Below are 22,442 nucleotides of genomic sequence, written 5' to 3' on the forward strand. Positions count from 1 at the left end.
GAAATTCTTTCAGGACATGTCCATACCGGGGTGTCCTTTTTCTTTTTATGATAAAATAGCAAAGACAGTCGAATTGCCTTTATCAGCGATCTCGTTTTATATAAGAATTTTTAGAGAATGGAATGGACAAATCATGAAAATGCTTACGGTCGAAAACGTTACAAAAACATATGGAGAAAAAAAGCTATTTAACGAAGTATCTTTTACAATTGTGGAAAAAGAGCGGGTCGGATTGATTGGAATAAACGGTACCGGCAAATCGTCTTTGCTAAAAATTACAGCTGGCCTTGACGTGCCGGATGAAGGCCAGATTTTACATGGAAAAGATTATACGATTTCCTATTTGGATCAGCAACCGGAATTTGACACCGACCGAACCGTACTAGAGCAAGTATTTTTTGGTGATGCCCCTATTTTAAACTTAATGCGGGAATACGAAAAAACATTGTTGGAATTAAACGAAGCATCACACAACGAGAGACTTCAAGAGAATCTTTTCGAGCTGCAAAAACAAATGGATGCTCTTAGTGCCTGGGATGCGAGCACCAATGCGAAGTCCATTTTAACGAAGCTTGGAATTGAAGAATTTGATAAGAAAGTCAGCGAACTTTCTGGGGGGCAAAAAAAGCGGGTAGCATTGGCCCAAGTGTTAATTCAAGCGGCTGATTTGCTCGTACTTGATGAGCCGACAAACCATCTTGATTTTCAGACAGTAAAGTGGCTTGAGGATTATTTGAGCAGATATAGCGGTGCCATTTTGCTTGTGACTCACGACCGTTATTTTCTCGATAAGGTCGCAAATAAAATAGTTGAATTGGACGCAGGAAAGCTATATAGCTATAAAGGAAATTATGCTGCCTTTCTTGAAGCGAAGGCAGTGCGGGAAGAAAATGAAGCAGCTGTAATCGAAAAACAAAAAAATCTTTTTCGAAGAGAACTGGAGTGGATTCGGCGCGGTGCTCAAGCAAGATCGACGAAACAAAAGGCGCGGATTGACCGTTTTCAGCAGCTTGAAGGGCAGCTGGCCAATGAAAAATCAAAAGATAAATTTGGCATAACCTTAAATGGGAGCAGGCTTGGGAAACAAGTGTTTGAGCTTAAATCAGCAGATAAGAAGTTTGGCGATAATGTCATTTTACATGCGTTTGATTTGCTTGTTAAGCCAGGGGATCGCATTGGAATTATCGGCAGTAATGGTACAGGAAAATCGACGTTGTTGAATATTCTTGCCAAACGGATTCCGCTTGATGCAGGTGAATTGATTATCGGCCAAACGGTTAAAATTGCCTATTATACACAAGAAAACGTTGATATGGACGAAAACCAGCGAATGATTGAATATATAAAGGAAACGGCACAAGTTGTGGAAACGTCGGATGGTAAAACAATTTCTGCGGCACAAATGCTGGAACGGTTTTTATTCCCGCCATACACCCATGGAACTCCGATTCGCAAGTTATCTGGGGGGGAGAAACGCAGGCTATATCTATTAAAAATTCTTATGTCAAGCCCAAATGTTTTATTGCTGGACGAGCCGACGAACGATCTAGATACACAAACCCTAACAGTACTGGAGGATTATTTAGAAGAATTTCCAGGTGTTGTAATCACGGTATCCCATGACCGCTATTTTCTTGATAAGGTGGCAGATCAGCTGCTCATTCTAAAAGGAAATGGGGAAATTGCTACCTATTTTGGCAATTACTCAGAATACCTTAACGAAGAGAATACTACTGTTTCCGCTAAAATGGAAGTGGCTGCCCCTGCAGGTGGAAAAGCTCCAGAAAAAGAAAAAAAGAAGAAAATGACGTATATGGAGAAAAAAGAATGGGAGGAAATTGATAAGGTCATTGCAGCAGTTGAAGCCCAGCTTGAAGATATCACCAATCAGATGAACCAAACGGGAAGTGATTTTACAAAAGCCCAGGAGTTGATGAAGCAGGAAGCTTCGTTAAATGAAAAACTTGAACAGCTGATTGAGCGCTGGACATATTTGGCTGATTTAGCTGAAAACGAATAAATGGATTACTTGTTTGGTTGAGGACTACACATTAACAATGTGTTAAACTAATAAAGAAACTAGCAGAAAAAAGGTGAAGACGGTGAAAATAAAATCCATTGAACCAACACCAAGCCCGAATACAATGAAAATTAGTTTGGATGAAGAACTTCCAATGGGAACAAGCCATAATTATAAAAAAGACAATTTTGCTGGTGCTCCGGCAGTGATCAAAGAAATTCTAACGATTGATGGTGTAAAAGGTGTGTACCATGTTGCCGATTTTCTTGCGGTTGAGCGGAATGCAAAATACGATTGGCAGGAAATTTTGCCAAAGGTTCGAAAAGCTTTTGGTGAAGAAGTAGCTGAGGATGTTGAAAAGGCAGCTACTCCCAATGAACATTTCGGGGAAGTTAAAGTTCAAATCCAAATGTTCAAAGGCATTCCACTGCAAGTAAAGTTGACAAACGATGGTATGGAACAGCGGTTTGGTATGCCGGAATCCTTTTTGCAGGCTAGAGAAAAAGCCCAACACCCTGAAGATAACTATATTTTATTGAGAAAATGGCAAGACCAGGGTGTCCGCTACGGTGAGTTTGATCAAATTGGAAGAGACGTTGTCGAGGAGCTAATTGCTGCCTACCCAATGGAACGGCTTGAGGAGCTTGTAAACAAAGCTCGCTTGGAAAGAGAACCATCAACGGAGGAAACGCCTGTAAAAAAACGCCAAAAGCCAACCGTAAAGGATTTCGATCATCCTGAATGGCAAACTCGCTACCAGCTTCTTGAACAAATGGATGATCCAACAATTGAAGACATCCCCATTTTGGAAAAAGCTTTATCGGATGAAAAAGTTTCGATTCGCAGACTTGCGACAGCCTATCTTGGTATGATTAAAAATCCAGCAGTACTCCCGCTTTTGTATAAAGCATTAAAGGATAAAGCGGTGACCGTGCGCAGAACTGCCGGGGATTGTTTATCCGACCTTGGATTTAAAGAGGCGTCAGAAAAAATGGCAGAGGCGCTGAAAGATGAAAGCAAACTTGTACGCTGGCGTGCGGCGATGTTTTTATACGAGGAAGGTGACGAGTTGGTGTTGCCCGCATTGAAAGCGGCTGAAAACGATCCTGAATTTGAAGTCCGCCTGCAGGCCAAGCTAGCGATTGAGCGGATTGAGGGCGGCGAGGAAGCGAAAGGGTCTGTTTGGAAACAGATGACGGAAGCTCGAAACTCGTCTAATTAACATTGTATCCTATCGTTGAAAATGGATCACTACTTATAGTATGCTTACAAAGCAACTAGTGAATGGGAGGGAATTGTATGTCTATGGCTTATGAAGAATACATGAGACAAATGGTTAAACCGATGCGCGAAGAGCTGACAAGGGTCGGATTTGAAGAATTAACTTCAGCGGAAAGTGTTGAACAATTTATGGGATCGGTTAACGGAACCACCCTAGTCGTTGTCAATTCCGTTTGCGGTTGTGCTGGAGGATTGGCACGTCCGGCGGTAACGCAAGCATTAGTAAACAGTGATAAAAAGCCGGATCATCTCGTAACCGTTTTTGCCGGTCAAGATAAGGAAGCAACAGCAAAAATGCGTGAGTATTTTGAAGGCTATGAGCCATCATCTCCATCAATGGCCTTATTAAATGGCAGGAACGTTGTTCATTTTATTCCACGCCACGAGATTGAGGGCTTTTCGATGGAAACAGTAATGGAAAACATCATGACAGCTATAAAAGAAAATTGCTAAAATGGACAAAAAGAGAGCAGACCATCCAAGGGGCTGCTCTTTTTTCTTTTAACGTCAATAAATGTATGATATTTTATAATAGTAATAGTTTAAAAGTTTGAAACGCATTGTAAGGAGAAAGAAAACCCTTACATCTATTTTTAAAGGGGATATTCAAATGAACAAGTGGATCCAGAAAATGCTCGTTGTGACGGTGTCAATCCTAACGTTTGGCCTCGTAACACCTGCACAGCTAAACCATTATGTAAATGCCGGAAAAACCGATAATGAAGCGATTGAAACAAATATACAGACAGCAAGCATCGAACAGCCACCGCTTCCCGAACCGCTTGCCCAAGAAGAAAATGTAATAGAAGAATTTAAAAAACAGGCAGAGATGCTATCCTTTCAAAAATTTGGGACGAAAATCAAACCTGTAATCGAAGATGAATTTCGCGAAGTGATTTTGCCAAATATTAATAAAGTCCTTGAAAGTATGGCGGGTCAAATCCCCGCGGAAGAATTGCAGAATTTAGCCATATCTGAACACCCTGGTAAAGGCCGTTCAGAGAAAATTTTCCACGTGACCAATCGGGAAACAAACACAGACCTGCTTCGTTTTCATGTCCGCCGCGATAATCCGCCGCAAGCAGGGTATTGGTTTAATTTTCATTATCATACGGCCAAAGACAACTTTCAAAGCCATCAGGAACTCGGCGCCATTTATTGGGCGAAAAATACTCCGCCTAAATGGATGAGTTAATAGGTTTCATTTGCTGGTTAATAGGAAAAACTTTATGAAGTATGAAACCTTTTTGTAGGAGAATCCGTAAATAAATTTATAACGCAAATTGGAGGTAAAACAGATGACAGTTAGTTTATCAAAAGGACAAAAAGTTGATTTAACAAAAACAAACCCTGGTTTAAAAAATGTTGTGGTCGGTCTTGGCTGGGACACAAATAAATACGATGGTGGATTTGATTTTGACCTGGATTCTTCCGTCTTCCTACTTGGAGAAAATGGAAAAGTCACAGCCGAAAGCGATTTTGTCTTTTACAATAACCCCAACGGTGGCAATGGATCGGTTTTCCACACAGGTGACAATCGTACAGGCGCTGGCGAAGGCGACGATGAGCAAGTAAAAATTAACCTTTCTGCCATTCCTGCAAACATTCAACGGATTGCCTTTACGATCACAATTCATGAAGCGGAAAAGCGAAACCAGAATTTTGGACAAGTTTCCAACGCATATGCCCGGATTTTCAATGAAGAGACCGGCCAGGAATTAATCCGCTATGATTTAGGGGAAGATTTTTCAATCGAGACCGCTCTTGTTGTCGGTGAACTGTACCGCCATAATGGAGAATGGAAATTTAGTGCAATCGGCAGCGGATATCAGGGCGGCTTAGCAGCACTTGCTACCGATTTTGGATTGCAGGTTGGTTAACTAAAAAAAGCTGGGAGACCTGGCAGTAACGCTCTGCCAGGTGTTTTTATCGGACAGAATAAAAAGTGGAGGAAGTTTTTGAATGTCATTTTTACAAGGAATTTTAAACACCTATGCAGAATTCTTTCAATGGGATATGTGGGTGAAAGTTTTAACAGACCCTGTCAGCTGGGGGCTGATCGGTACATTAATCATTCTTGAGGGGCTACTCTCGGCCGACAACGCGCTTGTTCTCGCTGTTATGGTGAAACACTTGCCGGTGAAAAAACGGCGGAAAGCATTATTCTATGGTTTGCTCGGAGCATATAGCTTCCGATTTTTAGCAATCGGCTTAGGTGTATTCTTGATCAAACTTTGGTGGATTAAAGTAATTGGCGCAGGTTATCTAGCATGGTTGTCCATTAAATATTTCATCGATAAGCAAAAAGATGGAGATGGTGGAGAAGAAGATGCCCATGAAGTAAACCAGGGCGGTTTGCTGATCCGCTTGTTCGGTACTTTTTGGGGAACGGTTGTATCAGTTGAGCTAATGGATATTGCTTTCTCTGTTGACAGTGTATTGGCGGCATTTGGCGTAAGTAATGAAGTCTGGATTTTATTTGTTGGCGGTATTCTCGGTGTGTTGATGATGCGGGGTGTTGCTGGTGTTTTCCTCACCTTGATTGACCGGGTGCCAGAGCTTGAAACAACTGCATATATTTTAATTGCGATCATTGCCATCAAAATGTTCCTTGGCGTGTTTGGATTTGAACTGGAGCCGTTGTACTTCTTTATTATTCTTGTGCTTACATTTGGCGCAACCTTCATTGTTCATTACTTAAACAGAAAAAAAGTTTCCGAAAGCGGAAAATAAATTTTATAGAATTGAAAAAAAGGGAAACTAGCTCATGCTTGTATCCCTTCTTTTTTAACATTTAAAAAAAGGAGCACTCGGATGAAATTTTTTTCATATTACATGGGAGAGGAATTAGAGTCCTTGTTTTATCAGCCGCCGCAACCCTTTACAAAACATTCCGACCGGGAGCTACTTTCCTATGGGTTAGGTGCGACGCTTTATATGCCTGCTACACGGAAGAATATTCATCAGGAAATTTTATCAAAAAAACATGCCGGCTTAACGTCGATTGTGCTTGATTTGGAAGATGCAGTCGGTGACCGTCAAGTAGAAACTGCAGAAGCAGCTGTGATTGCTGAACTAAAGATGCTCCAGCAAGAAATTGAAAAACAGTACATAGACTTGGAAGACTTGCCATTGCTGTTTATTCGCATTCGCTCATTCGAGCAATTTTGCCGTATAAAGGAAAGGTTGGAGGAATCCGTTCATGTGCTTACCGGTGTGGTCATTCCCAAGTTTTCAGCCAATGAAGGTAAAGCAATTCTTGAAGAGGCTTCGGTGATTTCAACAGACGAGCACCCGTTTTATGCGATGCCAATTTTGGAATCAGCAAAGGTTATGTACCAAGAAACAAGAATGAGCGAGCTGCTAGGAATTAAAAAAATAGTGGATCAATACAGAGAGAACATTTTAAATGTGCGGATTGGCGCCACCGATTTCAGCGGAATTTATGGACTCAGAAGAAGTGCTGATCTGACTGCATATGATATTGCAGTATTAAGGGATTGCATCGCTGATATTATCAATGTTTTTCAGCGGGTGGAATCTCCCTACGTCATTTCCGGGCCGGTGTGGGAGTATTTCTCTGGGAATGAACGGTGGCTGAAGCCGCAGCTAAGACAAACTCTATTTCGTGATCATTTCGGAGAACGGGGCTTGAAATGGCGGGCAGATTTAATTGATCGCAATCTCGATGGGCTTATTCGAGAAGTGCTAATGGATATCGCCAATGGTTTAATCGGAAAAACGATTATTCATCCATCCCATATTAAGGTTGTTCAAGCCCTGCATGTTGTTTCTTTCGAAGAATACATGGATGCCCTCAGCATTATCGAATCAGCTACAGGGGAAGGGGGAGTAGCAAAGAGCTCCTTTTCCAATAAAATGAACGAAATGAAGCCCCACCTATATTGGGCGCAACGAATCATTCAAAAATCTAACGTTTACGGGGTGCTGCATGAGAAGTACACAAACATTGACCTCTTACAAAAAGAAGTACTCGTTTCCAATCCTTGACTTGTTAAATATAGAGGTAGAGGTGACCGATAATCCATTTAGCCTTCCAGTCGATGAACTATTTACAATGGCTGCAAGAATCAATAACAAGCGCTCGTTTTTATTTATGAGCAAGCTGATAGGCAAGCATATACCAATCCATCCAAACAAAGCCTTGTTAACATCGGCTCTGCTCGCCGTCCGCTATTATGAAACAAAAATGAATGCTGAATTTGACGGGAAAACGATTTTTCTGGCAGAGTTTTTAAAAACAAATCCGGACTTCAAAAGGGACGCATTTATTCCAATGGCCGTCTGCCCAATGATTATCGGCTTTGCGGAAACCGCGACAGCACTTGGACATGCTTTTTCCGATTGTTTTACAAATGCCAGCTACGTCCATACAACGAGGGAGGAACTTGAAGATCAGGAACCGGTCATTGTTTTTGAAGAAGAACATTCACATGCCACTTCTCACCGTTGTTATTTTCCACTCGACATGATTCAAAATGACCGGGACATTGTTCTCGTTGATGATGAATTGACAACGGGCAAAACCGCCTTAAATATCATTCGCTCGATTCATTCTCGTTTTCCGCGAAAATATTATACGGTTGCCGCAATCCTCGACTGGCGCACCGCTGAGAGCAAGCGTGCCTTTACGAAGCTTGAATTGGAATTGGGGATAAACATACACGTCATCAGCCTTGTAGCCGGAACAGTGCACATCGATTCCGTAAAAGAAGTACCCGACGAGGATGAAGATAGCCAAGTGGGATCAAAGACAGCCGTTAAAATTGAAAGAATTGCAGTATCGCAGTTTTTTCCGCAAAAAAGGAATTCTCCGGTTGCCAAAAAGGGAAAGATGGGCACTGCATGCTTTATCGAAGAAACGGGGCGGTTTGGTCTTAAAACGGATCAAGTTCTAGAAATTACCGAGAAAGTAAACCGGGCTGCTGCTTATTTGGCAGAAAAGCGTTCCGGCAAGCGAACGCTTTGCCTTGGCACAGGAGAGTTTATGTATTTGCCATTAGCAATCGCTGCAAAATTGGGGAATGGCATTTTCTATCAATCTACAACAAGAAGTCCTATTTTCGTTCACAATGAGAAAGGATACGGTGCAAGATATAAGGCCGCTTTTCCAAATCCGGAAAATGACGAGATCACAAATTATGTTTACAATATTCCCGAGGGGTTTTACGATGAAATGTTTGTATTTTTTGAACGGGAAGTACCTGACTCAGAGCTTGAACCGTTTTTGGAACAACTGAAAAACACGGGTGTCCAAACCATTAAACTCGTTTTCTTTTCGCAAAATGAGGTGGGAGCAATATGATAAAAAGCAAACAGCCGGCAAAAATCGGTTCATATAAACGAGAGGATGTCGTTTTTTTATTAAAAGATTTAAGTTCAATCCAGCTTGAGGACTCACTCGAGAAGCGGGAAAAAAAGGTTCAAGCGGGCGGACATTATAGCGAATCATTGCCAATCGAGTATCAGCCCCCAAAAAAATATATGGATTTATTTTGGCAGTCACTCGATCAATATAAACAAAAAGTAGCGTTAAATATCGGAATCGTTGCCGAACAAATCGTCCATCAAAAAGGGGCAAATACCGTTCTCGTTTCATTAGCCCGTGCCGGGACGCCGATTGGCATCCTGATGAAAAGGTATATCCAATTTCGTTTCGGATTTAACATCCCCCATTATAGCATTTCCATTATTCGCGACCGGGGGATTGATGAAAACGCGATTCGCTATATTCTTAGCATGCACCCGAACCACCGCATCCAATTTGTCGATGGCTGGACAGGCAAAGGGGCAATTTCGCTTGAACTAACAAAAGCTTGCCGTACATTTGAAGAGAAATATGCTATTTCCCTTGACGACACGCTTGCCGTTCTAGCCGATCCAGGTCATTGCACGACATTGTTCGGCACAAGGGAAGATTTTTTAATTCCATCCGCCTGTTTAAATTCAACTGTCTCCGGTCTTGTCAGCCGGACTGTGTTAAATAAAGAATACATTGGCGAAAATGATTTTCACGGAGCAAAATATTATCGAGAATTAGCTGAGATGGATGTCTCCAATCAATATATCGACTTGATTAGTGATGAATTTCCGTTTATTTCCGATCAGGTAAAGAAAACGGTCGGAGAAAGGCTACTAGAGGGCCTTCAGGCGGATTTTATCGGTATGAGAGAAGTTGAACGGCTTCAGAAGGAATTTGATCTAACCAATTCGCATCTCATCAAGCCTGGCGTCGGAGAAACAACGAGAGTGTTGCTGCGCAGGGTGCCATGGAAAGTGCTCATTCGGGATTTGGAAAGCCCATATGTGAAGCATGTTCTTTTACTTGCACAAGAAAAAAAGGTTAAAGTGGAACATCAGCCGAACCTTGGTTATCTTTGCTGCGGCTTGATTAAACCAATGGAGGGCGCTTAATGATGATTATCGCTTCCGATCTCGACAGGACATTGATTTATTCAAACCGGGCAATCGCAGAGCTTGGTTGTCCTGATCCATTGCAAGTGAAGCCTGTAGAACAAAAAGATGGAAAAAATATTTCCTATATGACGTTGACTGGACTTCGGATTCTTGAGGAAGTATGCCGGAAAAGTATGTTTATTCCGGTAACAACAAGAACAACGGATCAATTTAAACGAATTGGGATTTTCCGGGAAACTTTTACAACTTCCTATGTGATTACAACAAACGGAGCTGAGATTTATTACAAAGGTGAAATCATTCGCGAATGGTCTGAACATTTGGCAGTTCTGCTGAAACAAAACGCAGCAGCTAAAGAGGAAGTAGCAGCCTATTTTCAAAACCAATTCAGTTGCCAATCAGCTGTTTTAAGGCATGTCAACGATGCATTTTTTTATTTTGTATTCGACAAGATCCCCTATTGGCTGGATAAACAAACAATCATGAAGACTGCGCATTTATTTGGCTGGAATGCTTCCATGCAGGGAAGAAAACTGTATTTTATCCCTAAGCCGATCAATAAAGGGGATGCGCTAAGCTATATTTGCGAACGGCAAGGTGAACAGGCAATCGCTGGGGCCGGTGATTCCATTCTTGACTGGGATTTTCTTGCACGCTGTAAAGTTCGGCTGATCCCTCGCCACGGTGAGTTGGCAAATGAAAGGCTAGCAGCGGATGTACTTCAAACAAAAAGCCAGGGAATTGAAGCGGGAGAAGAAGTTTTGCAACAATTTCGATCGCTTCTTGCAGCAAACGCTACTCTTTCACGCTAGAGCGTTTAAAGACAAAATGATAAAGACAGCTAAAAAAGGCGTAGCAGCTTAAGAATATAATGACAAAGAAAAGAAAAGAATGAACAATTGGTGAAAGAAGCAAAGAGAAAATCAAACTATACCAAAACAAGTCGATATAGATAAAGAAATCGGAGAGCATGACGTCCATTACTGTATCCAATTCTTCCTGAATGGTCTCAATTCTTGGCCGTCGATAAAGAAATCTCATAATTGTTCACCTGCTTTTTGTTCTGAGTACTTAATAGTATGAAAGGACAGAGAAAAAGGTGAAAATGCAAATGGGCTTGTGAACAATGAAACATTTCTTTTTTTGATTCGTAAATAAATGAACACAATAAGCAACTATGTTATGATGGAATGGTAGCAGATTTAAAATCTTTCGCTTTCAGAGGGAAGGGACCGAGGATGTTTCCATCATATAATCAATTAAAAGTTCATAAAATTGCCCTCTCAATTGAAAATTGGCTCAATTTGGCAAAAAAAACGCTGCCCGAACGGCCAAAGTTTTCAATGGAAAATGGCGTAATTGAAATTGGGCAAGTTGTCGCCACCTTTCTTGGTATTCCATTTGATGCCGACGAATACTATAACCAGTTGTATGAGTATGTTCATTTGCCAGAATTCGGTTTCTCGTTATTAAGCGAAGGAACGCTTGACAAAACAATTGATAATCGGCAGTTTCAGGCGGTTCAAAAGGTTTTGACGATTAACAAAGAGCAAAATCTGTCCATCAACAGATTTGTCGCATTCCTTGATGGGGAACAATTGATTTTAAAATCTGAAAATCCGCTCCTTCATCGCAAATTACGGGAAGCAATGATTGAAACAGTCAGTCTCTTTGAGAAAAGAGAACCCGGCGGCTTGCATCATCCCGATTTAAGAAGAGTTTTAGTCGATCTTGTGAAATGGTCGAAAAACCATTTGCTAGAGCCGCTTACAAAAGCAGATCCAAAAACGTCCATGCCCAAATTTTTATGGTATGGTGATTTTAAAAAAAGCCATCAATATTTTCTTTATTATTTAATGCTTCTTGGCTGCGATTTGGTTCTATTTCATCCTGATGGCAAGGAACCGCTCGCGGGAATCGTGGAAGAACAGACATTTGTTTATCAATATCCAAACAAGCAAACGCCAGATCCTTTTCCAACTGAAAAACGAAGCAGGAAAACAACAGTAGCCTACCGTGCTTCGAAAGAAATTGAATCGATTCTCCATCAGGACGGCTCCGGGCTGTATAAGCCATGGCAGCTGAGAGAATATATCCCTTCATGCATAACGTTAAAAACGACGTATGATGAGCTGTTTCTTTTGGGAAAGGAACTTGCTATGATCCGGCCGGGCTTCGAAGTGGAGAACGGTCATGTGAAAATCCCATCCCTTTTCGCAAAAATACAAGGTGTAAGCAAAAATAAAAAAGAATATTGGGAACGAATCAATGGACTTGTTCAAACCAGCCACAGCCTTTTGATTCAGCAATTTCCATTTACAACCGAGACAGCCAATGACTTTCGTTTTCATTATCGCAGCGCTCTTAACAAAGATGGCAGTTTAAATCCGGAAAAAATGATCCAAGCCCATTATTGGACATACTCTCATCTGCCTTTAGGACTGCAAATGGGAATTGCCCATACTGTCAAACAAGTTTGTGAAAATCCTCGTCTTAAGAAATTGCCAAATGAAAGCGATGAGGAGATACGAATTTATTTGTTCAGCACAGCCATGCATATTCCAAAAAATATCATTCAGCTGCTGGAGAAATTTGATTACTCGCAAACCGTACCTAAATTTGTTTTATACAATAATGAGCGGTACGGCCAACTTTCAAGATCTGACGCCGCATTGCTCTTGCTGCTGAATCATTTTGGAGCCGATGTGGTTGTCTATAACCCTGCAGGCCATAATGATATCGAAAACTATCTTGATGAAGAGTTATTTGATACCCATTGGCTTGAAGATGTTGTCTTTGATCAGGAATTTCGGACAGCTTCCAAGTTGAAGAAAAACTTTCTGCACGGGTTTCTAAAAAATTTAAGGGGAGAATGAATAATGAGTCCATCAGCCAATTCATTTGAAGGATTGACGCCCGCTCATGTTGAAGATCAATTAACTGAAGCGAAGGCTGAAGATATTAAGCTCGCTCTTCGGAAAGAGCCTGAGGTTCAAAATTTGGCCAATTCGATCGATGAACGCGATCAAATTCAAGTCTTGTCATTTGGAAAAGAGCCGGCCGAACAAATTTCGCGTTTTTCGGATCAAATTTTAAACAATATGCGTACAACGAAAATTGAAGACTCAGGGGAACTTTTGAAACAGCTTGGCAGAATCATGGACAAATTTGATCCAAAGGACTTTCAGAAAACTTCTACGGGATTTTTCGGAAAGCTTTTTAAAAAAGGGGAAAAAGTCGTCGAAAAATTGTTTGGAAAGTATCAAACAATGGGCGGTGAAATAGACAAAATTTATGTAGAAATATCGAAATACCAGCATGAGATGGTCGATTCCACTAATATGCTTGAGCAAATGTATGAGCAAAACTACCAATATTATTTGACGCTAGAAAAGTATGTTGTAGCGGGTCAAATGAAGGTAGAAGAATTAAAAAACATTCAGCTTCCCCAGCTCGAAAGCCGCGCTGCCGCAGGAGACCAGCTGGCATCCATGCAGCTTGACAGTTTAAAAAATGTCATCGAATTGCTGGAACAAAGAATCTATGATTTGGAAATGGCTAAAATGGTGGCATTGCAAACGGCACCACAGATCCGCCTGCTGCAAAGAGGAAATACAAAACTTATTGGGAAAATTAATTCAGCCTTTGTCACCACCATTCCCATTTTTAAAAATGGCTTAATTCAAGCTGTAGCCGCAAAAAGACAGAAACTTGTTGCGGACTCAATGAGTGAGCTTGATCGAAGAACAAACGAAATGCTTGTGCGAAACGCGCAAAATATTTCACAGCAAAGTGCTGATATTGCCCGGCTGGCCGGCGGTCCAAGTATAAAAATTGAAACGATTGAGGAATCGTGGAACATTATTATCAAAGGAATGCAGGAGACAAAAGCAATTGAAGAAGAAAACAAGCGACTAAGGGCAGAAGGTACAAAACGTTTGGAACAGCTGCAGGAAAACTTTAAACAGCTGAAGCAAAAATAAGCAGCAATCAACGCGGCGATTCCGCCCGGTGATAATGATAAAAACTACATATTGGCTAGGTTCCCATTACTTATTTTATGAGGTGATTGATTTGGCAATTAATTTACAAAAAGGACAAAGAGTTGATTTGACAAAAGGTAATCCCGGACTCTCCAAAATCTTGGTTGGTCTCGGCTGGGATCCGGTTCAAAGCGGTGGAAAAGGATTTCTCGGTTCCCTGTTTGGTGGTGGCAGTACATCGAATATTGACTGTGACGCCTCGGTTATTATGCTCGGCGATAATGAGCGGCTTCAAAACAACAATGATGTAATTTATTTTGGCAATTTGAAAAGCAAGGATGGCAGTGTTCAACATTCCGGCGATAATTTAACCGGGGATGGAGATGGGGACGATGAACAAATCGTTGTCGATTTAAATCGAGTTCCCGCCAATATTCAAAAGCTCGTCTTTGTTGTAAATATTTATGATGCCGTTAAACGCAGACAGCACTTCGGGATGATCCGCAATGCTTTTATTCGGATTGTCAATGCGGGCAATCAACAGGAATTGCTGCGTTATAATTTAACAGAAGATTACAGTGGAAAAACGTGTTTAGTTGCCGGTGAAATTTACCGGAATGCCGGAGAATGGAAGTTTGCAGCTGTTGGCAATGGTACAAATGCGGCAAGCTTGGGCGAAGTCGTTCGCGCCTATACAATTTAATCAATTCAGGAAATAATGCACGCGTTGGAGCTAGATTCAAACAACTAGTTCAGGTTACCTATAGAATGTCCTATGGCACAAAAAAAGACAATGAGGTGAGAGAAATGGGGATTAATTTAAGCAAAGGTCAAAGAATCGACTTAACGAAAACCAATCCCGGTTTGACAAAAGTAATTGTTGGTCTGGGCTGGGATACGAACCGGTACTCGGGAGGCCATGATTTTGACCTTGATGCATCCGCATTTTTAACCGATGCAAATGGAAGAGTTACTGAAGACAATGATTTTATTTTTTATAATAATCTTGCCCATCCATCCGGCGGCGTAGAACATACAGGTGATAATCGGACGGGAGAAGGCGAAGGGGATGACGAGCAGATCAAAATTGATTTTAGCAAGGTTCCTTCGCGTGTTCACCGTATTGCCATAACCGTAACGATTCATGATGCAGAAGCAAGGAACCAAAATTTTGGCCAAGTATCCAATGCGTTTGTCCGATTGGTAGATGAGACAACGAATCAAGAGGTTCTCCGCTATGACCTGGGGGAAGATTTTTCTGTAGAAACGGCAGTTGTCATTTGTGAACTGTACCGTCACAATGGTGATTGGAAATTTAGTGCGGTAGGCAGCGGCTTTTCCGGCGGTTTAGCAGCCCTATGCCGCAATTTTGGACTAGAAGTGTGAAAAAAAGCTGCCAACTTGGCAGCTTTTTTTCTGAAAAATTCAAGAATAGGAATTGGATAATAAGTCTGGTAGAATGAATTAGATGAATGACGCTAAAGGAGAGTAGTTGGTTTGAAGCAATATTTGCAGCTTTGTGAACATGTTTTGAAAAATGGACATTTCAAAGAAGATCGTACAGGGACAGGAACAATCAGCATGTTTGGCTATCAAATGAGGTTTAATCTTGCTGAAGGGTTTCCACTCGTTACCACGAAAAAGCTTCATTTGAAATCGATTATTTATGAATTGCTTTGGTTTTTAAAGGGCGATACTAATGTGAAATACTTGCAAGATCATGGCGTTCGAATCTGGAACGAATGGGCAGATGAAAACGGGGAGCTAGGCCCAGTTTATGGACATCAATGGCGTTCATGGACAGGAGCAGATGGATCAACCGTTGACCAAATTAGTGAGCTTGTAGAGCAAATTAAAAAGAATCCGAATTCTAGGAGATTGCTTATCAATGCTTGGAATGTTGCTGAGATTGAAAAGATGGCGTTGCCCCCATGTCATTGTATGTTCCAATTTTATGTAGCGGACGGGAAGCTCTCCTGCCAGCTTTACCAACGTTCCGCAGACGTGTTTCTTGGAGTGCCTTTTAATATTGCCTCTTATGCCTTGTTAACGTTAATGATTGCTCAGGTTTGCGATCTCGAGCCAGGAGAGTTTATTCACACATTTGGTGATGTTCATATTTATAAAAACCATCTTGAACAAGTGAAAATACAAATGGAGCGTGAACCGAGACCGCTGCCAAAAATGATTCTTAATCCCAATGTAAAAGATATTTTCTCGTTTTCATATGAAGACTTTCACTTAGAGGGGTATGATCCGCATCCACATATTAAAGGGGTGGTCAGTGTTTGATTTCATTTATTTGGGCAATGGACGAGAATTGGGTAATCGGAAAGGGCAATCAGCTGCCATGGCGGCTTCCAGAGGACTTAAAATTTTTTAAAAGGGTGACAATGGGGCACCCGGTCGCTATGGGGAGAAAAACACACGAATCGATTGGTCGTTTGCTGCCAGGAAGGGAAAACATGGTTATTACCCGCAACCCGGATTTTTCTTGTGAAGGTTGTAAAGTATTTCATTCGATCGAAGAATTTGCTGACTTTGCAAACAAACAGGATGAAGAAATTTTTGTGATCGGGGGAGCGGAAATCTTTCGCGCTCTTCTGCACTCTGCCAGTCGGCTTTACATCACATATATTCATGAGCAATTTGATGGGGATACTTTTTTTCCTCCGCTTGATCTAAACAATTGGGTTTTACTGTCACGGGAAAAAGGACTGAGAAACGAGCAAAATCCATACGATTATGAATTTTGTATTTATGAAAGAAAACACTAGATTCTGAAAGCTGTCCCGCTTTCAGAATCTTTCATTTTATGTTATTGTTAGCATGTAAAAGTTTGAATCACGAATTTCTTTTTTTTTAAATGCTTTTAATCACAGTTCTTGTATTTTTGATCGATATTGTGAAATTCCTATGACTTTTCGTTTGGATTGCAGTAAAAACAAGATAAACATACTATAATCAAGTTAGATTGAGACATCAACAGAAGGGGATGTATGTCCATGTTTTCGAATATTGGGATACCCGGATTAATTTTAATTTTAACGCTTGCTTTGATTATTTTTGGGCCAAAAAAACTGCCGGAAATCGGCCGTGCCTTTGGACAAACGCTAAAAGAATTTAAAAAATCCACTCGAGAATTAACGGAAGACGTTGTTCAGGATCTTGAAGAAGAAAAGAAAAAGCTGACAAAATAAGGTGTAAGATTCGTCTTACACCTTTTTTAAGACGAAGATTTAAATTTGCAACCTTTTGAAATTGGCAGGGGAAGGAAAATGGAAGATAAAGAATTAAATATCGTCGAGCATTTGGAAGAATTAAGAAAGAGAATAATTATCACTGCTGTTGCTTTTTTGGTTTTTTTCGGGATCGGCTTTGTTTATGTTGAGGATATTTATCACTGGTTTGTAAAGGGACTTGATGTGAAATTAATCGTGTTAGGTCCGGGTGATATCATATGGGTTTATTTAATGCTCGCTTCGGTTGTAGGAATTGCCGGAACCATCCCTGTATTGGCTTTACAAGTTTGGTTATTTGTCCGGCCCGCATTAAGACCGGTTGAGAAAAGGGTAACTCTCGCCTATATTCCTGCACTTTTTATTTTATTTATTCTTGGGATCAGTTTTGGCTACTTTGTCATTTTCCCTTCGATTTTATCATTTTTAGTTCATTTAAGTGGAGATATGATGGCAACGAATTTTACGGCACAAAAATATTTTAGTTTTATTATAAACATGACATTGCCGTTCGGATTTCTATTTGAACTCCCGGTTGTCATCATGTTTTTAACTTCCTTAGGAATCATTACACCAGCTGTTTTGAAAAAACTGCGCAAGCTGGCTTATATGGTTTTGGTGATCATAGCAACCATTATCACCCCTCCAGATTTCGTATCTGAAACATTAGTGGCATTGCCGTTACTGCTGTTATATGAAATCAGTGTCAGCTTTTCCAAGATTGTCTATAAACGAAAGTTGCGAAAGGATCGGGAATGGGAACAATCAAGTGTTGAAGCAAGTGAAACAGTGGAATAGGGAAAAACCTCTGGAACGCATCTCCAGAGGTTTTTTGTTTTACCATCATTCGAAAAGTATTAATGGAAATAAGAATTCTTTGTGTATTTTTTGGGAATTTCCAGACGAAGCGCCTATAAGTATGATAAATTTACCATGAATTAGAGAATCTTCATATCTTTAAGCAATAGGTGGAGGGGAATAGCGGATGAAGAGGCAGAAGACCGTATATGAGACCGCACTTGAACGCGGGTATACCCGTCGTGATTTCCTAAAGATGTGCACCGCACTCGCAGCCACGCTTGGATTGGAGTATACCCAGTCTGATCAAGTGGTAAAAGCCATGGAAACGAAAACGAGAATTCCGGTTGTATGGCTGCAATTTCAAGACTGCACTGGCTGTTCGGAATCATTTATTCGCTCATCACAACCAAAAGCTGAAAGCGTTTTACTTGAGATGATTTCACTTGAATATTCTGAAGTCCTCTCTGCGCCATCCGGCTATCAGGCTGAAGCCAATATAGAAAAGGTCTTTCAAGACTACAACGGACAATATATTTTGGCTGTTGAAGGAAGCATTCCAGATGATGATGCATTCTTAACGGTGGCCGGCCGATCAAGAAAAGAAACTTTCATTAAAATGGCAGCGGGAGCAAAAGCGATTGTTGCCTATGGGACTTGTGCTTCATGGGGCGGTATTGCCGCCGCAAAGCCAAATCCGACTGGTGCCCGTCCAGTAACCAGTTTTGTAAACAATACTCCTGTTATTCTTGCCCCTGGCTGTCCGCCTATTTCAGAAGTCATGACGGGAATTGTTGCGTATGTCATCACATTCGGCAAATTGCCTGAATTGGATCCGTTTGGTCGGCCAAAGGCATTTTACCGGCACCGCGTTCATGATAAATGCAATCGCCGCGCTTATTTTGATGCAGGTCTTTTTGTCGAGTCTTTTGATGATGAAGGGGCAAAGCAAGGCTATTGCTTATATAAAGTTGGCTGCAAAGGCCCAACAACCTATAATTCCTGTGCAGAGATGCGCTGGAACGGTGGAGTAAGTTATCCAATTCAATCCGGAAATCCATGTATCGGCTGTTCAGAAGATGGATTTTGGGATAATGGCCCTTTTTATACGAGAAGAGCAAAAATTCCCGGCACGCAAACGACCATTAATCCCGATGAGATCGGTTTGGCTGCTGTCGGTCTGACTGCTGCCGGAATTGCCGTACATGCAGCAGGAACTGTAATCAAGAAAAAGCTAGATGACAAACGGAGTGAAGACGAATGAGCGAACGTATAGTAGTAGATCCAATTACAAGAATAGAAGGCCATCTCCGTGTGGAAGTGGATATTGACGAAAAAGGCATCATCCAGGATGCCTTCAGCTCAGGAACAGCAGTAAGGGGGCTTGAGTTGATTGTCCGAGATCGCGATCCCCGCGATGTATGGGCATTTGTTCAACGAATCTGCGGTGTTTGTACAACGGTGCATGCACTCGCCTCAATCCGTGCTGTCGAAGATGCGTTAAAAATTAAAATCCCGCGAAACGCACATTTAATTCGCGACATTATGAATGAAACGTTGTTTGTTCACGACCATGTTGTCCATTTCTATCACCTGCATGCGCTAGACTGGGTAGATGTTGTCAGCGCAATTAAAGCAAATCCCGCAGAGACCTCCAAAATTGCTCAATCGATTTCGAATTGGCCGAAGTCGTCACCGGGCTATTTTTCCGATGTGCAAAACAAGGTGAAAAGGCTTGTTGAAAGCGGCCAGCTTGGGATTTTTGCTAATGGCTATTGGGGCCATAAAGCTTATAAACTGCCTCCTGAAGTCAATCTTTTAGCCGTAGCACACTATTTGGAGGCACTTGATTGGCAGAAGGAAATTGTCAAAATTCACACGATTTTTGGCGGCAAAAATCCCCATCCGCATTATGTCGTTGGCGGTATGGCTACACCTCTTGACATTGACAGTGACAATGGGGTGCATGCCGAGCGGTTAATGCATGTATCCCAATTGATCGACCAGGCAAAGGAATTCGTTAACCAGGTCTATATTCCAGATTTATTGGCAATAGGGTCTTTCTATAAAGACTGGACATTTGGTGGTGGATTGAACAATTATCTTGTTTATGGAGATTTCTCCACAGGTGATTTATACGATATAAAACAATATCGGATGCCAAGAGGAATCATCCTAAATGGAAATTTAAACGAAGTTCTCGACATTGATTTGAAGGATCCAAAACATGTTCAGGAATTCATCGATCACTCTTGGTATACGTATGATGGAAAAGTAGGAGATGGGGTAGGAAAACATCCATTTGAAGGCGAAACGGCATTGAACTATACAGGTCCGAAAGCGCCATTTAAAAATCTGGACACAAACCAGCAGTATAGCTGGCTAAAATCACCGCGCTGGAAAGAGCATCCAATGGAGACAGGTCCGTTGGCACGGATGATGGTTGGATATGCATCCGGTAAAGAAGAAATTGTCACAATTGTTGATGAAACGTTAAAAAAATTGGATCAGCCTATTACAGCACTTCAATCAGCGCTTGGCCGTACCGTGGCCCGCGGGCTTGAAACAGTGTTAATTTCGGGATGGCTCCGTAACGATATGGATGAACTCCTTAAAAATATCCGAAATGGAAATCAAGTCACATTTGATCGGACGAAATGGGAGCCTTCTACATGGCCGAACCGTGCCCAAGGTGTCGGCTGGATGGAAGCACCAAGGGGAGCACTTGGACATTGGATTGATATTGAAAACGGGAAAACAAAAAACTACCAGGCTGTTGTTCCTTCAACATGGAATGCTTCTCCAAGGGATCATAAAAATAATCTTGGAGCGTATGAAGCAGCGCTTAAAGGAACACCAATGCTTGACAAGCAACAGCCCCTTGAAATCATGCGGATCATCCATTCCTTTGACCCATGTTTAGCTTGTGCTGTACACTTAACTGATTTGGAAACGAAAAAGACAACTGAAATCCACTTAGGATAGGAGGGGAGGCAAAATGTCAGAGCTTATACCTCATTTGCCGAATCAACCGGCGAATCCGCCGCTAAAGGATTCTTCTAATCCAGGAGTGAACAGCGAGAATTCTTTTTTGCCAAATAGACCGCTCGAATTTCAGCAAATAAACAACTCGGTTAAAGTTTACGTTTGGGAATTGCCGGTTAGGATCTTTCATTGGGTAAACATGGTTGCGGTCTTTCTGTTAATCGTCACAGGTATTTACATCGGCCAGCCGTTTGCAGGGGCTTCCATTCAAGGTGAGGCATACTACTCCAATTTGATGGGGTGGGCACGATACGTCCATTTCTTTTCAGCATTTTTATTTACCATTAATCTAATCTATCGGGCTTACTGGGCTTTTAAAGGGAATAAATTTGCGATATCGAATCCCTTTCGTTTGATTTTTTGGAAAGAAACCATTGAGACGCTTAAGTTCTATTTGTTCTTAAAGAACAAAAAACCCCATTATGCCGGACATAATCCGCTCGCACAGCTAAGTTATTGGATTGTCCAGGGATTTGGCTCCATGATCGTTATTTTTACAGGTTTCTATCTGTATTTTGAACCGCAGCAAGAATCGTTCTGGTCCAAACTTTTTGCGTGGGTGCCTGCCATTTTCGGTGACAGCTTTTCGATTCGCTCGTGGCATCATCTTACTGCATGGGGGTTCATTCTGTTTATCGTTATCCACATTTATATGGCCATACGAGATGATTACTTGGAACAAAATGGAGCAATTTCATCCATGTTTACCGGCTATAAACAAGAGCCAAGAAAAGTAGTGGGTGGCAAAGATGAAAACGAATAAAATTACTATTTTGGGAATCGGCAACACCCTCTTTTCGGATGAGGGTGTTGGCATTCATCTTTTGCCAATATTGGAAGAAACACTAAGAAAATATAACAATATTGAAATTATTGAAGGGCTTACAGATGGGATGAGGCTTCTTGGACCAGTTGAAGATGCGGAGAATTTAATAATTATTGATGCCATTAATGCGGGGAAAAAAGGCGGCACGATCGTTTCGTTATATGGGGATGACATCCCAGCCTATTTTGGAGTAAAGATGTCAATCCATCAGCTCGGATTTCAAGAAGTATTATTGGCAGCCAAAATGCGCGAGCGCTACCCTAAAAAAATTGCCATGTTCGGAATGCAGCCAACATCCCTCGAACTCGGCGTTGAACTGTCGGAGATCAATCAGAAGAAATTGCCTGAACTGGCACAAGCAGTGCTGGATCAAGTGAGAGAATGGAGAGAAAGTCATGAACCGGATCGAGTTTTTTAAGGAAATGAGGGATGGTTTATTCCGAACGGTTCAATCGGTATATGAACCGTTTTTAAAAGAAGATCTGGAAAAAATCGAACGAGCTGCCGACAGCGCCTTGGGAATTGTATGGTATCCTGTTGTGAATAGGTATGGACAGAGAGAAAATTTGGAAATGAAATTTGTTGCTGGACAGCCGGTTATTCTCGTGCGACAAGGGTCAAACATTGAAGCGATGAGCGGTGTTTGTCCCAAATGTTCGAATCTTATTACCATTACATCACTATACTTAACTGGGAAATGTTTGAATTGTGGAAAAACATTCAACTTTACCAGTCATGAAAAAGGGCTTCAGTTGGAGACCTTTCCGTTAAGAAGAAAAGAAGAAACAATCTTTATTGGAATTAAACGTTAG

At 41.4% G+C, this 22,442-nt stretch carries 24 protein-coding genes; 23 read left to right on the forward strand and 1 reads right to left on the reverse strand.

Going from position 1 to position 22,442, the window contains the following annotated elements:
* Positions 1-133: 133 nt before the first annotated feature.
* From ACQYAD_RS10345 to ACQYAD_RS10390, 10 genes are all read left to right on the forward strand, one after another.
* Positions 134-2,020 carry an ABC-F family ATP-binding cassette domain-containing protein gene (locus ACQYAD_RS10345; RefSeq protein ID WP_430237908.1) on the forward strand — a complete coding sequence of 629 codons (1,887 nt, stop codon included), beginning with the start codon at positions 134-136 and terminating at the stop codon, positions 2,018-2,020.
* Between the two features lie 82 nt (positions 2,021-2,102).
* Complete coding sequence (locus tag ACQYAD_RS10350) at positions 2,103-3,242, forward strand: conserved virulence factor C family protein (protein ID WP_430237911.1); 1,140 nt, start codon at positions 2,103-2,105, stop codon at positions 3,240-3,242.
* Between the two features lie 77 nt (positions 3,243-3,319).
* Positions 3,320-3,754 (forward strand): BrxA/BrxB family bacilliredoxin, encoded by a 435-nt coding sequence (locus ACQYAD_RS10355; protein WP_430237912.1) that lies wholly within the window; start codon positions 3,320-3,322, stop codon positions 3,752-3,754.
* 157 nt (positions 3,755-3,911) lie between these two features.
* Entirely contained in the window at positions 3,912-4,496 is a 585-nt protein-coding gene (locus ACQYAD_RS10360) for a YpjP family protein (protein ID WP_430237915.1), read from the forward strand.
* Positions 4,497-4,599: 103 nt separating this feature from the next.
* The gene (locus ACQYAD_RS10365; RefSeq protein ID WP_430237916.1) at positions 4,600-5,181 is read left to right on the forward strand and encodes a TerD family protein; all 582 of its coding nucleotides are present in this window, start codon (positions 4,600-4,602) and stop codon (positions 5,179-5,181) included.
* A gap of 82 nt (positions 5,182-5,263) precedes the next feature.
* A complete protein-coding gene (locus ACQYAD_RS10370) occupies positions 5,264-6,034 on the forward strand; it encodes a TerC family protein (protein ID WP_430237918.1) in 771 nt (256 codons plus the stop codon).
* A gap of 81 nt (positions 6,035-6,115) precedes the next feature.
* Complete coding sequence (locus ACQYAD_RS10375) at positions 6,116-7,312, forward strand: HpcH/HpaI aldolase/citrate lyase family protein (RefSeq protein WP_430237920.1); 1,197 nt, start codon at positions 6,116-6,118, stop codon at positions 7,310-7,312.
* Positions 7,254-8,627, forward strand: a complete 1,374-nt coding sequence (locus ACQYAD_RS10380; protein ID WP_430237922.1) for a phosphoribosyltransferase family protein — start codon at positions 7,254-7,256, stop codon at positions 8,625-8,627. Before ACQYAD_RS10375 ends, ACQYAD_RS10380 begins: the two co-directional genes overlap by 59 nt.
* Positions 8,624-9,736, forward strand: coding sequence for a cysteine protease StiP family protein (locus ACQYAD_RS10385; protein WP_430237923.1), 1,113 nt, complete (start codon positions 8,624-8,626; stop codon positions 9,734-9,736). The genes ACQYAD_RS10380 and ACQYAD_RS10385 overlap by 4 nt, the downstream gene beginning before the upstream one ends.
* The gene (locus tag ACQYAD_RS10390) at positions 9,736-10,551 is read left to right on the forward strand and encodes an HAD family hydrolase (protein ID WP_430237925.1); all 816 of its coding nucleotides are present in this window, start codon (positions 9,736-9,738) and stop codon (positions 10,549-10,551) included. Before ACQYAD_RS10385 ends, ACQYAD_RS10390 begins: the two co-directional genes overlap by 1 nt.
* Here the strand turns inward: ACQYAD_RS10390 and ACQYAD_RS10395 are convergent.
* Positions 10,535-10,780 (reverse strand): hypothetical protein, encoded by a 246-nt coding sequence (locus ACQYAD_RS10395; RefSeq protein ID WP_430237927.1) that lies wholly within the window; start codon positions 10,778-10,780, stop codon positions 10,535-10,537. The genes ACQYAD_RS10390 and ACQYAD_RS10395 overlap by 17 nt on opposite strands.
* A 197-nt stretch (positions 10,781-10,977) precedes the next feature.
* Here ACQYAD_RS10395 and ACQYAD_RS10400 point away from each other — a divergent pair, with 197 nt between their 5' ends.
* The 13 genes from ACQYAD_RS10400 to ACQYAD_RS10460 all read left to right on the forward strand — a co-directional run bounded on the left by ACQYAD_RS10400 (position 10,978) and on the right by ACQYAD_RS10460 (position 22,442).
* A complete protein-coding gene (locus ACQYAD_RS10400) occupies positions 10,978-12,615 on the forward strand; it encodes a YceG family protein (RefSeq protein WP_430237928.1) in 1,638 nt (545 codons plus the stop codon).
* Positions 12,616-12,618: 3 nt separating this feature from the next.
* A complete protein-coding gene (locus tag ACQYAD_RS10405) occupies positions 12,619-13,722 on the forward strand; it encodes a toxic anion resistance protein (protein ID WP_430237931.1) in 1,104 nt (367 codons plus the stop codon).
* 91 nt (positions 13,723-13,813) lie between these two features.
* On the forward strand, positions 13,814-14,425 hold the full coding sequence (locus tag ACQYAD_RS10410; protein ID WP_430237933.1) for a TerD family protein: 612 nt from the start codon (positions 13,814-13,816) through the stop codon (positions 14,423-14,425).
* A 104-nt stretch (positions 14,426-14,529) separates the two neighbouring features.
* A complete protein-coding gene (locus ACQYAD_RS10415; protein ID WP_430238778.1) occupies positions 14,530-15,108 on the forward strand; it encodes a TerD family protein in 579 nt (192 codons plus the stop codon).
* A 111-nt stretch (positions 15,109-15,219) separates the two neighbouring features.
* Positions 15,220-16,014, forward strand: coding sequence for a thymidylate synthase (locus tag ACQYAD_RS10420; protein ID WP_430237935.1), 795 nt, complete (start codon positions 15,220-15,222; stop codon positions 16,012-16,014).
* Complete coding sequence (locus ACQYAD_RS10425) at positions 16,011-16,499, forward strand: dihydrofolate reductase (protein WP_430237937.1); 489 nt, start codon at positions 16,011-16,013, stop codon at positions 16,497-16,499. The genes ACQYAD_RS10420 and ACQYAD_RS10425 overlap by 4 nt, the downstream gene beginning before the upstream one ends.
* Before the next feature lie 228 nt (positions 16,500-16,727).
* Entirely contained in the window at positions 16,728-16,922 is a 195-nt protein-coding gene (locus tag ACQYAD_RS10430) for a twin-arginine translocase TatA/TatE family subunit (RefSeq protein ID WP_430237939.1), read from the forward strand.
* 78 nt (positions 16,923-17,000) lie between these two features.
* Complete coding sequence (gene tatC, locus ACQYAD_RS10435; RefSeq protein WP_430237941.1) at positions 17,001-17,759, forward strand: twin-arginine translocase subunit TatC; 759 nt, start codon at positions 17,001-17,003, stop codon at positions 17,757-17,759.
* A 187-nt stretch (positions 17,760-17,946) separates the two neighbouring features.
* A complete protein-coding gene (locus ACQYAD_RS10440; protein WP_430237942.1) occupies positions 17,947-19,023 on the forward strand; it encodes a hydrogenase small subunit in 1,077 nt (358 codons plus the stop codon).
* Positions 19,020-20,744, forward strand: coding sequence for a nickel-dependent hydrogenase large subunit (locus ACQYAD_RS10445; RefSeq protein WP_430237944.1), 1,725 nt, complete (start codon positions 19,020-19,022; stop codon positions 20,742-20,744). Before ACQYAD_RS10440 ends, ACQYAD_RS10445 begins: the two co-directional genes overlap by 4 nt.
* A 13-nt stretch (positions 20,745-20,757) precedes the next feature.
* On the forward strand, positions 20,758-21,567 hold the full coding sequence (cybH, locus tag ACQYAD_RS10450) for a Ni/Fe-hydrogenase, b-type cytochrome subunit (RefSeq protein WP_430237945.1): 810 nt from the start codon (positions 20,758-20,760) through the stop codon (positions 21,565-21,567).
* Positions 21,554-22,048, forward strand: a complete 495-nt coding sequence (locus ACQYAD_RS10455; RefSeq protein WP_430237947.1) for a HyaD/HybD family hydrogenase maturation endopeptidase — start codon at positions 21,554-21,556, stop codon at positions 22,046-22,048. The genes cybH and ACQYAD_RS10455 overlap by 14 nt, the downstream gene beginning before the upstream one ends.
* The gene (locus ACQYAD_RS10460) at positions 22,026-22,442 is read left to right on the forward strand and encodes a hypothetical protein (protein WP_430237949.1); all 417 of its coding nucleotides are present in this window, start codon (positions 22,026-22,028) and stop codon (positions 22,440-22,442) included. The genes ACQYAD_RS10455 and ACQYAD_RS10460 overlap by 23 nt, the downstream gene beginning before the upstream one ends.

It is taken from the genome of Neobacillus sp. SM06 (assembly GCF_050496765.1).
GTDB lineage: Bacteria > Bacillota > Bacilli > Bacillales > Cytobacillaceae > JAEVLT01.

Excerpts from the sequence above, each read along its gene's own strand:
- ACQYAD_RS10365 (WP_430237916.1), top strand. The coding sequence starts at position 4,600 with ATGACAGTTAGTTTATCAAAAGGACAAAAAGTTGATTTAACAAAAACA.
- tatC (WP_430237941.1), top strand. The coding sequence starts at position 17,001 with ATGGAAGATAAAGAATTAAATATCGTCGAGCATTTGGAAGAATTAAGA.
- ACQYAD_RS10375 (WP_430237920.1), top strand. The coding sequence starts at position 6,116 with ATGAAATTTTTTTCATATTACATGGGAGAGGAATTAGAGTCCTTGTTT.
- ACQYAD_RS10405 (WP_430237931.1), top strand. The coding sequence starts at position 12,619 with ATGAGTCCATCAGCCAATTCATTTGAAGGATTGACGCCCGCTCATGTT.
- ACQYAD_RS10445 (WP_430237944.1), top strand. The coding sequence starts at position 19,020 with ATGAGCGAACGTATAGTAGTAGATCCAATTACAAGAATAGAAGGCCAT.
- ACQYAD_RS10360 (WP_430237915.1), top strand. The coding sequence starts at position 3,912 with ATGAACAAGTGGATCCAGAAAATGCTCGTTGTGACGGTGTCAATCCTA.
- ACQYAD_RS10395 (WP_430237927.1), bottom strand. The coding sequence starts at position 10,780 with ATGAGATTTCTTTATCGACGGCCAAGAATTGAGACCATTCAGGAAGAA.
- ACQYAD_RS10355 (WP_430237912.1), top strand. The coding sequence starts at position 3,320 with ATGTCTATGGCTTATGAAGAATACATGAGACAAATGGTTAAACCGATG.
- ACQYAD_RS10380 (WP_430237922.1), top strand. The coding sequence starts at position 7,254 with ATGAGAAGTACACAAACATTGACCTCTTACAAAAAGAAGTACTCGTTT.
- ACQYAD_RS10460 (WP_430237949.1), top strand. The coding sequence starts at position 22,026 with ATGAACCGGATCGAGTTTTTTAAGGAAATGAGGGATGGTTTATTCCGA.
- ACQYAD_RS10400 (WP_430237928.1), top strand. The coding sequence starts at position 10,978 with ATGTTTCCATCATATAATCAATTAAAAGTTCATAAAATTGCCCTCTCA.
- ACQYAD_RS10345 (WP_430237908.1), top strand. The coding sequence starts at position 134 with ATGAAAATGCTTACGGTCGAAAACGTTACAAAAACATATGGAGAAAAA.
- ACQYAD_RS10430 (WP_430237939.1), top strand. The coding sequence starts at position 16,728 with ATGTTTTCGAATATTGGGATACCCGGATTAATTTTAATTTTAACGCTT.
- cybH (WP_430237945.1), top strand. The coding sequence starts at position 20,758 with ATGTCAGAGCTTATACCTCATTTGCCGAATCAACCGGCGAATCCGCCG.
- ACQYAD_RS10370 (WP_430237918.1), top strand. The coding sequence starts at position 5,264 with ATGTCATTTTTACAAGGAATTTTAAACACCTATGCAGAATTCTTTCAA.
- ACQYAD_RS10385 (WP_430237923.1), top strand. The coding sequence starts at position 8,624 with ATGATAAAAAGCAAACAGCCGGCAAAAATCGGTTCATATAAACGAGAG.
- ACQYAD_RS10455 (WP_430237947.1), top strand. The coding sequence starts at position 21,554 with ATGAAAACGAATAAAATTACTATTTTGGGAATCGGCAACACCCTCTTT.
- ACQYAD_RS10415 (WP_430238778.1), top strand. The coding sequence starts at position 14,530 with ATGGGGATTAATTTAAGCAAAGGTCAAAGAATCGACTTAACGAAAACC.
- ACQYAD_RS10440 (WP_430237942.1), top strand. The coding sequence starts at position 17,947 with ATGAAGAGGCAGAAGACCGTATATGAGACCGCACTTGAACGCGGGTAT.
- ACQYAD_RS10390 (WP_430237925.1), top strand. The coding sequence starts at position 9,736 with ATGATGATTATCGCTTCCGATCTCGACAGGACATTGATTTATTCAAAC.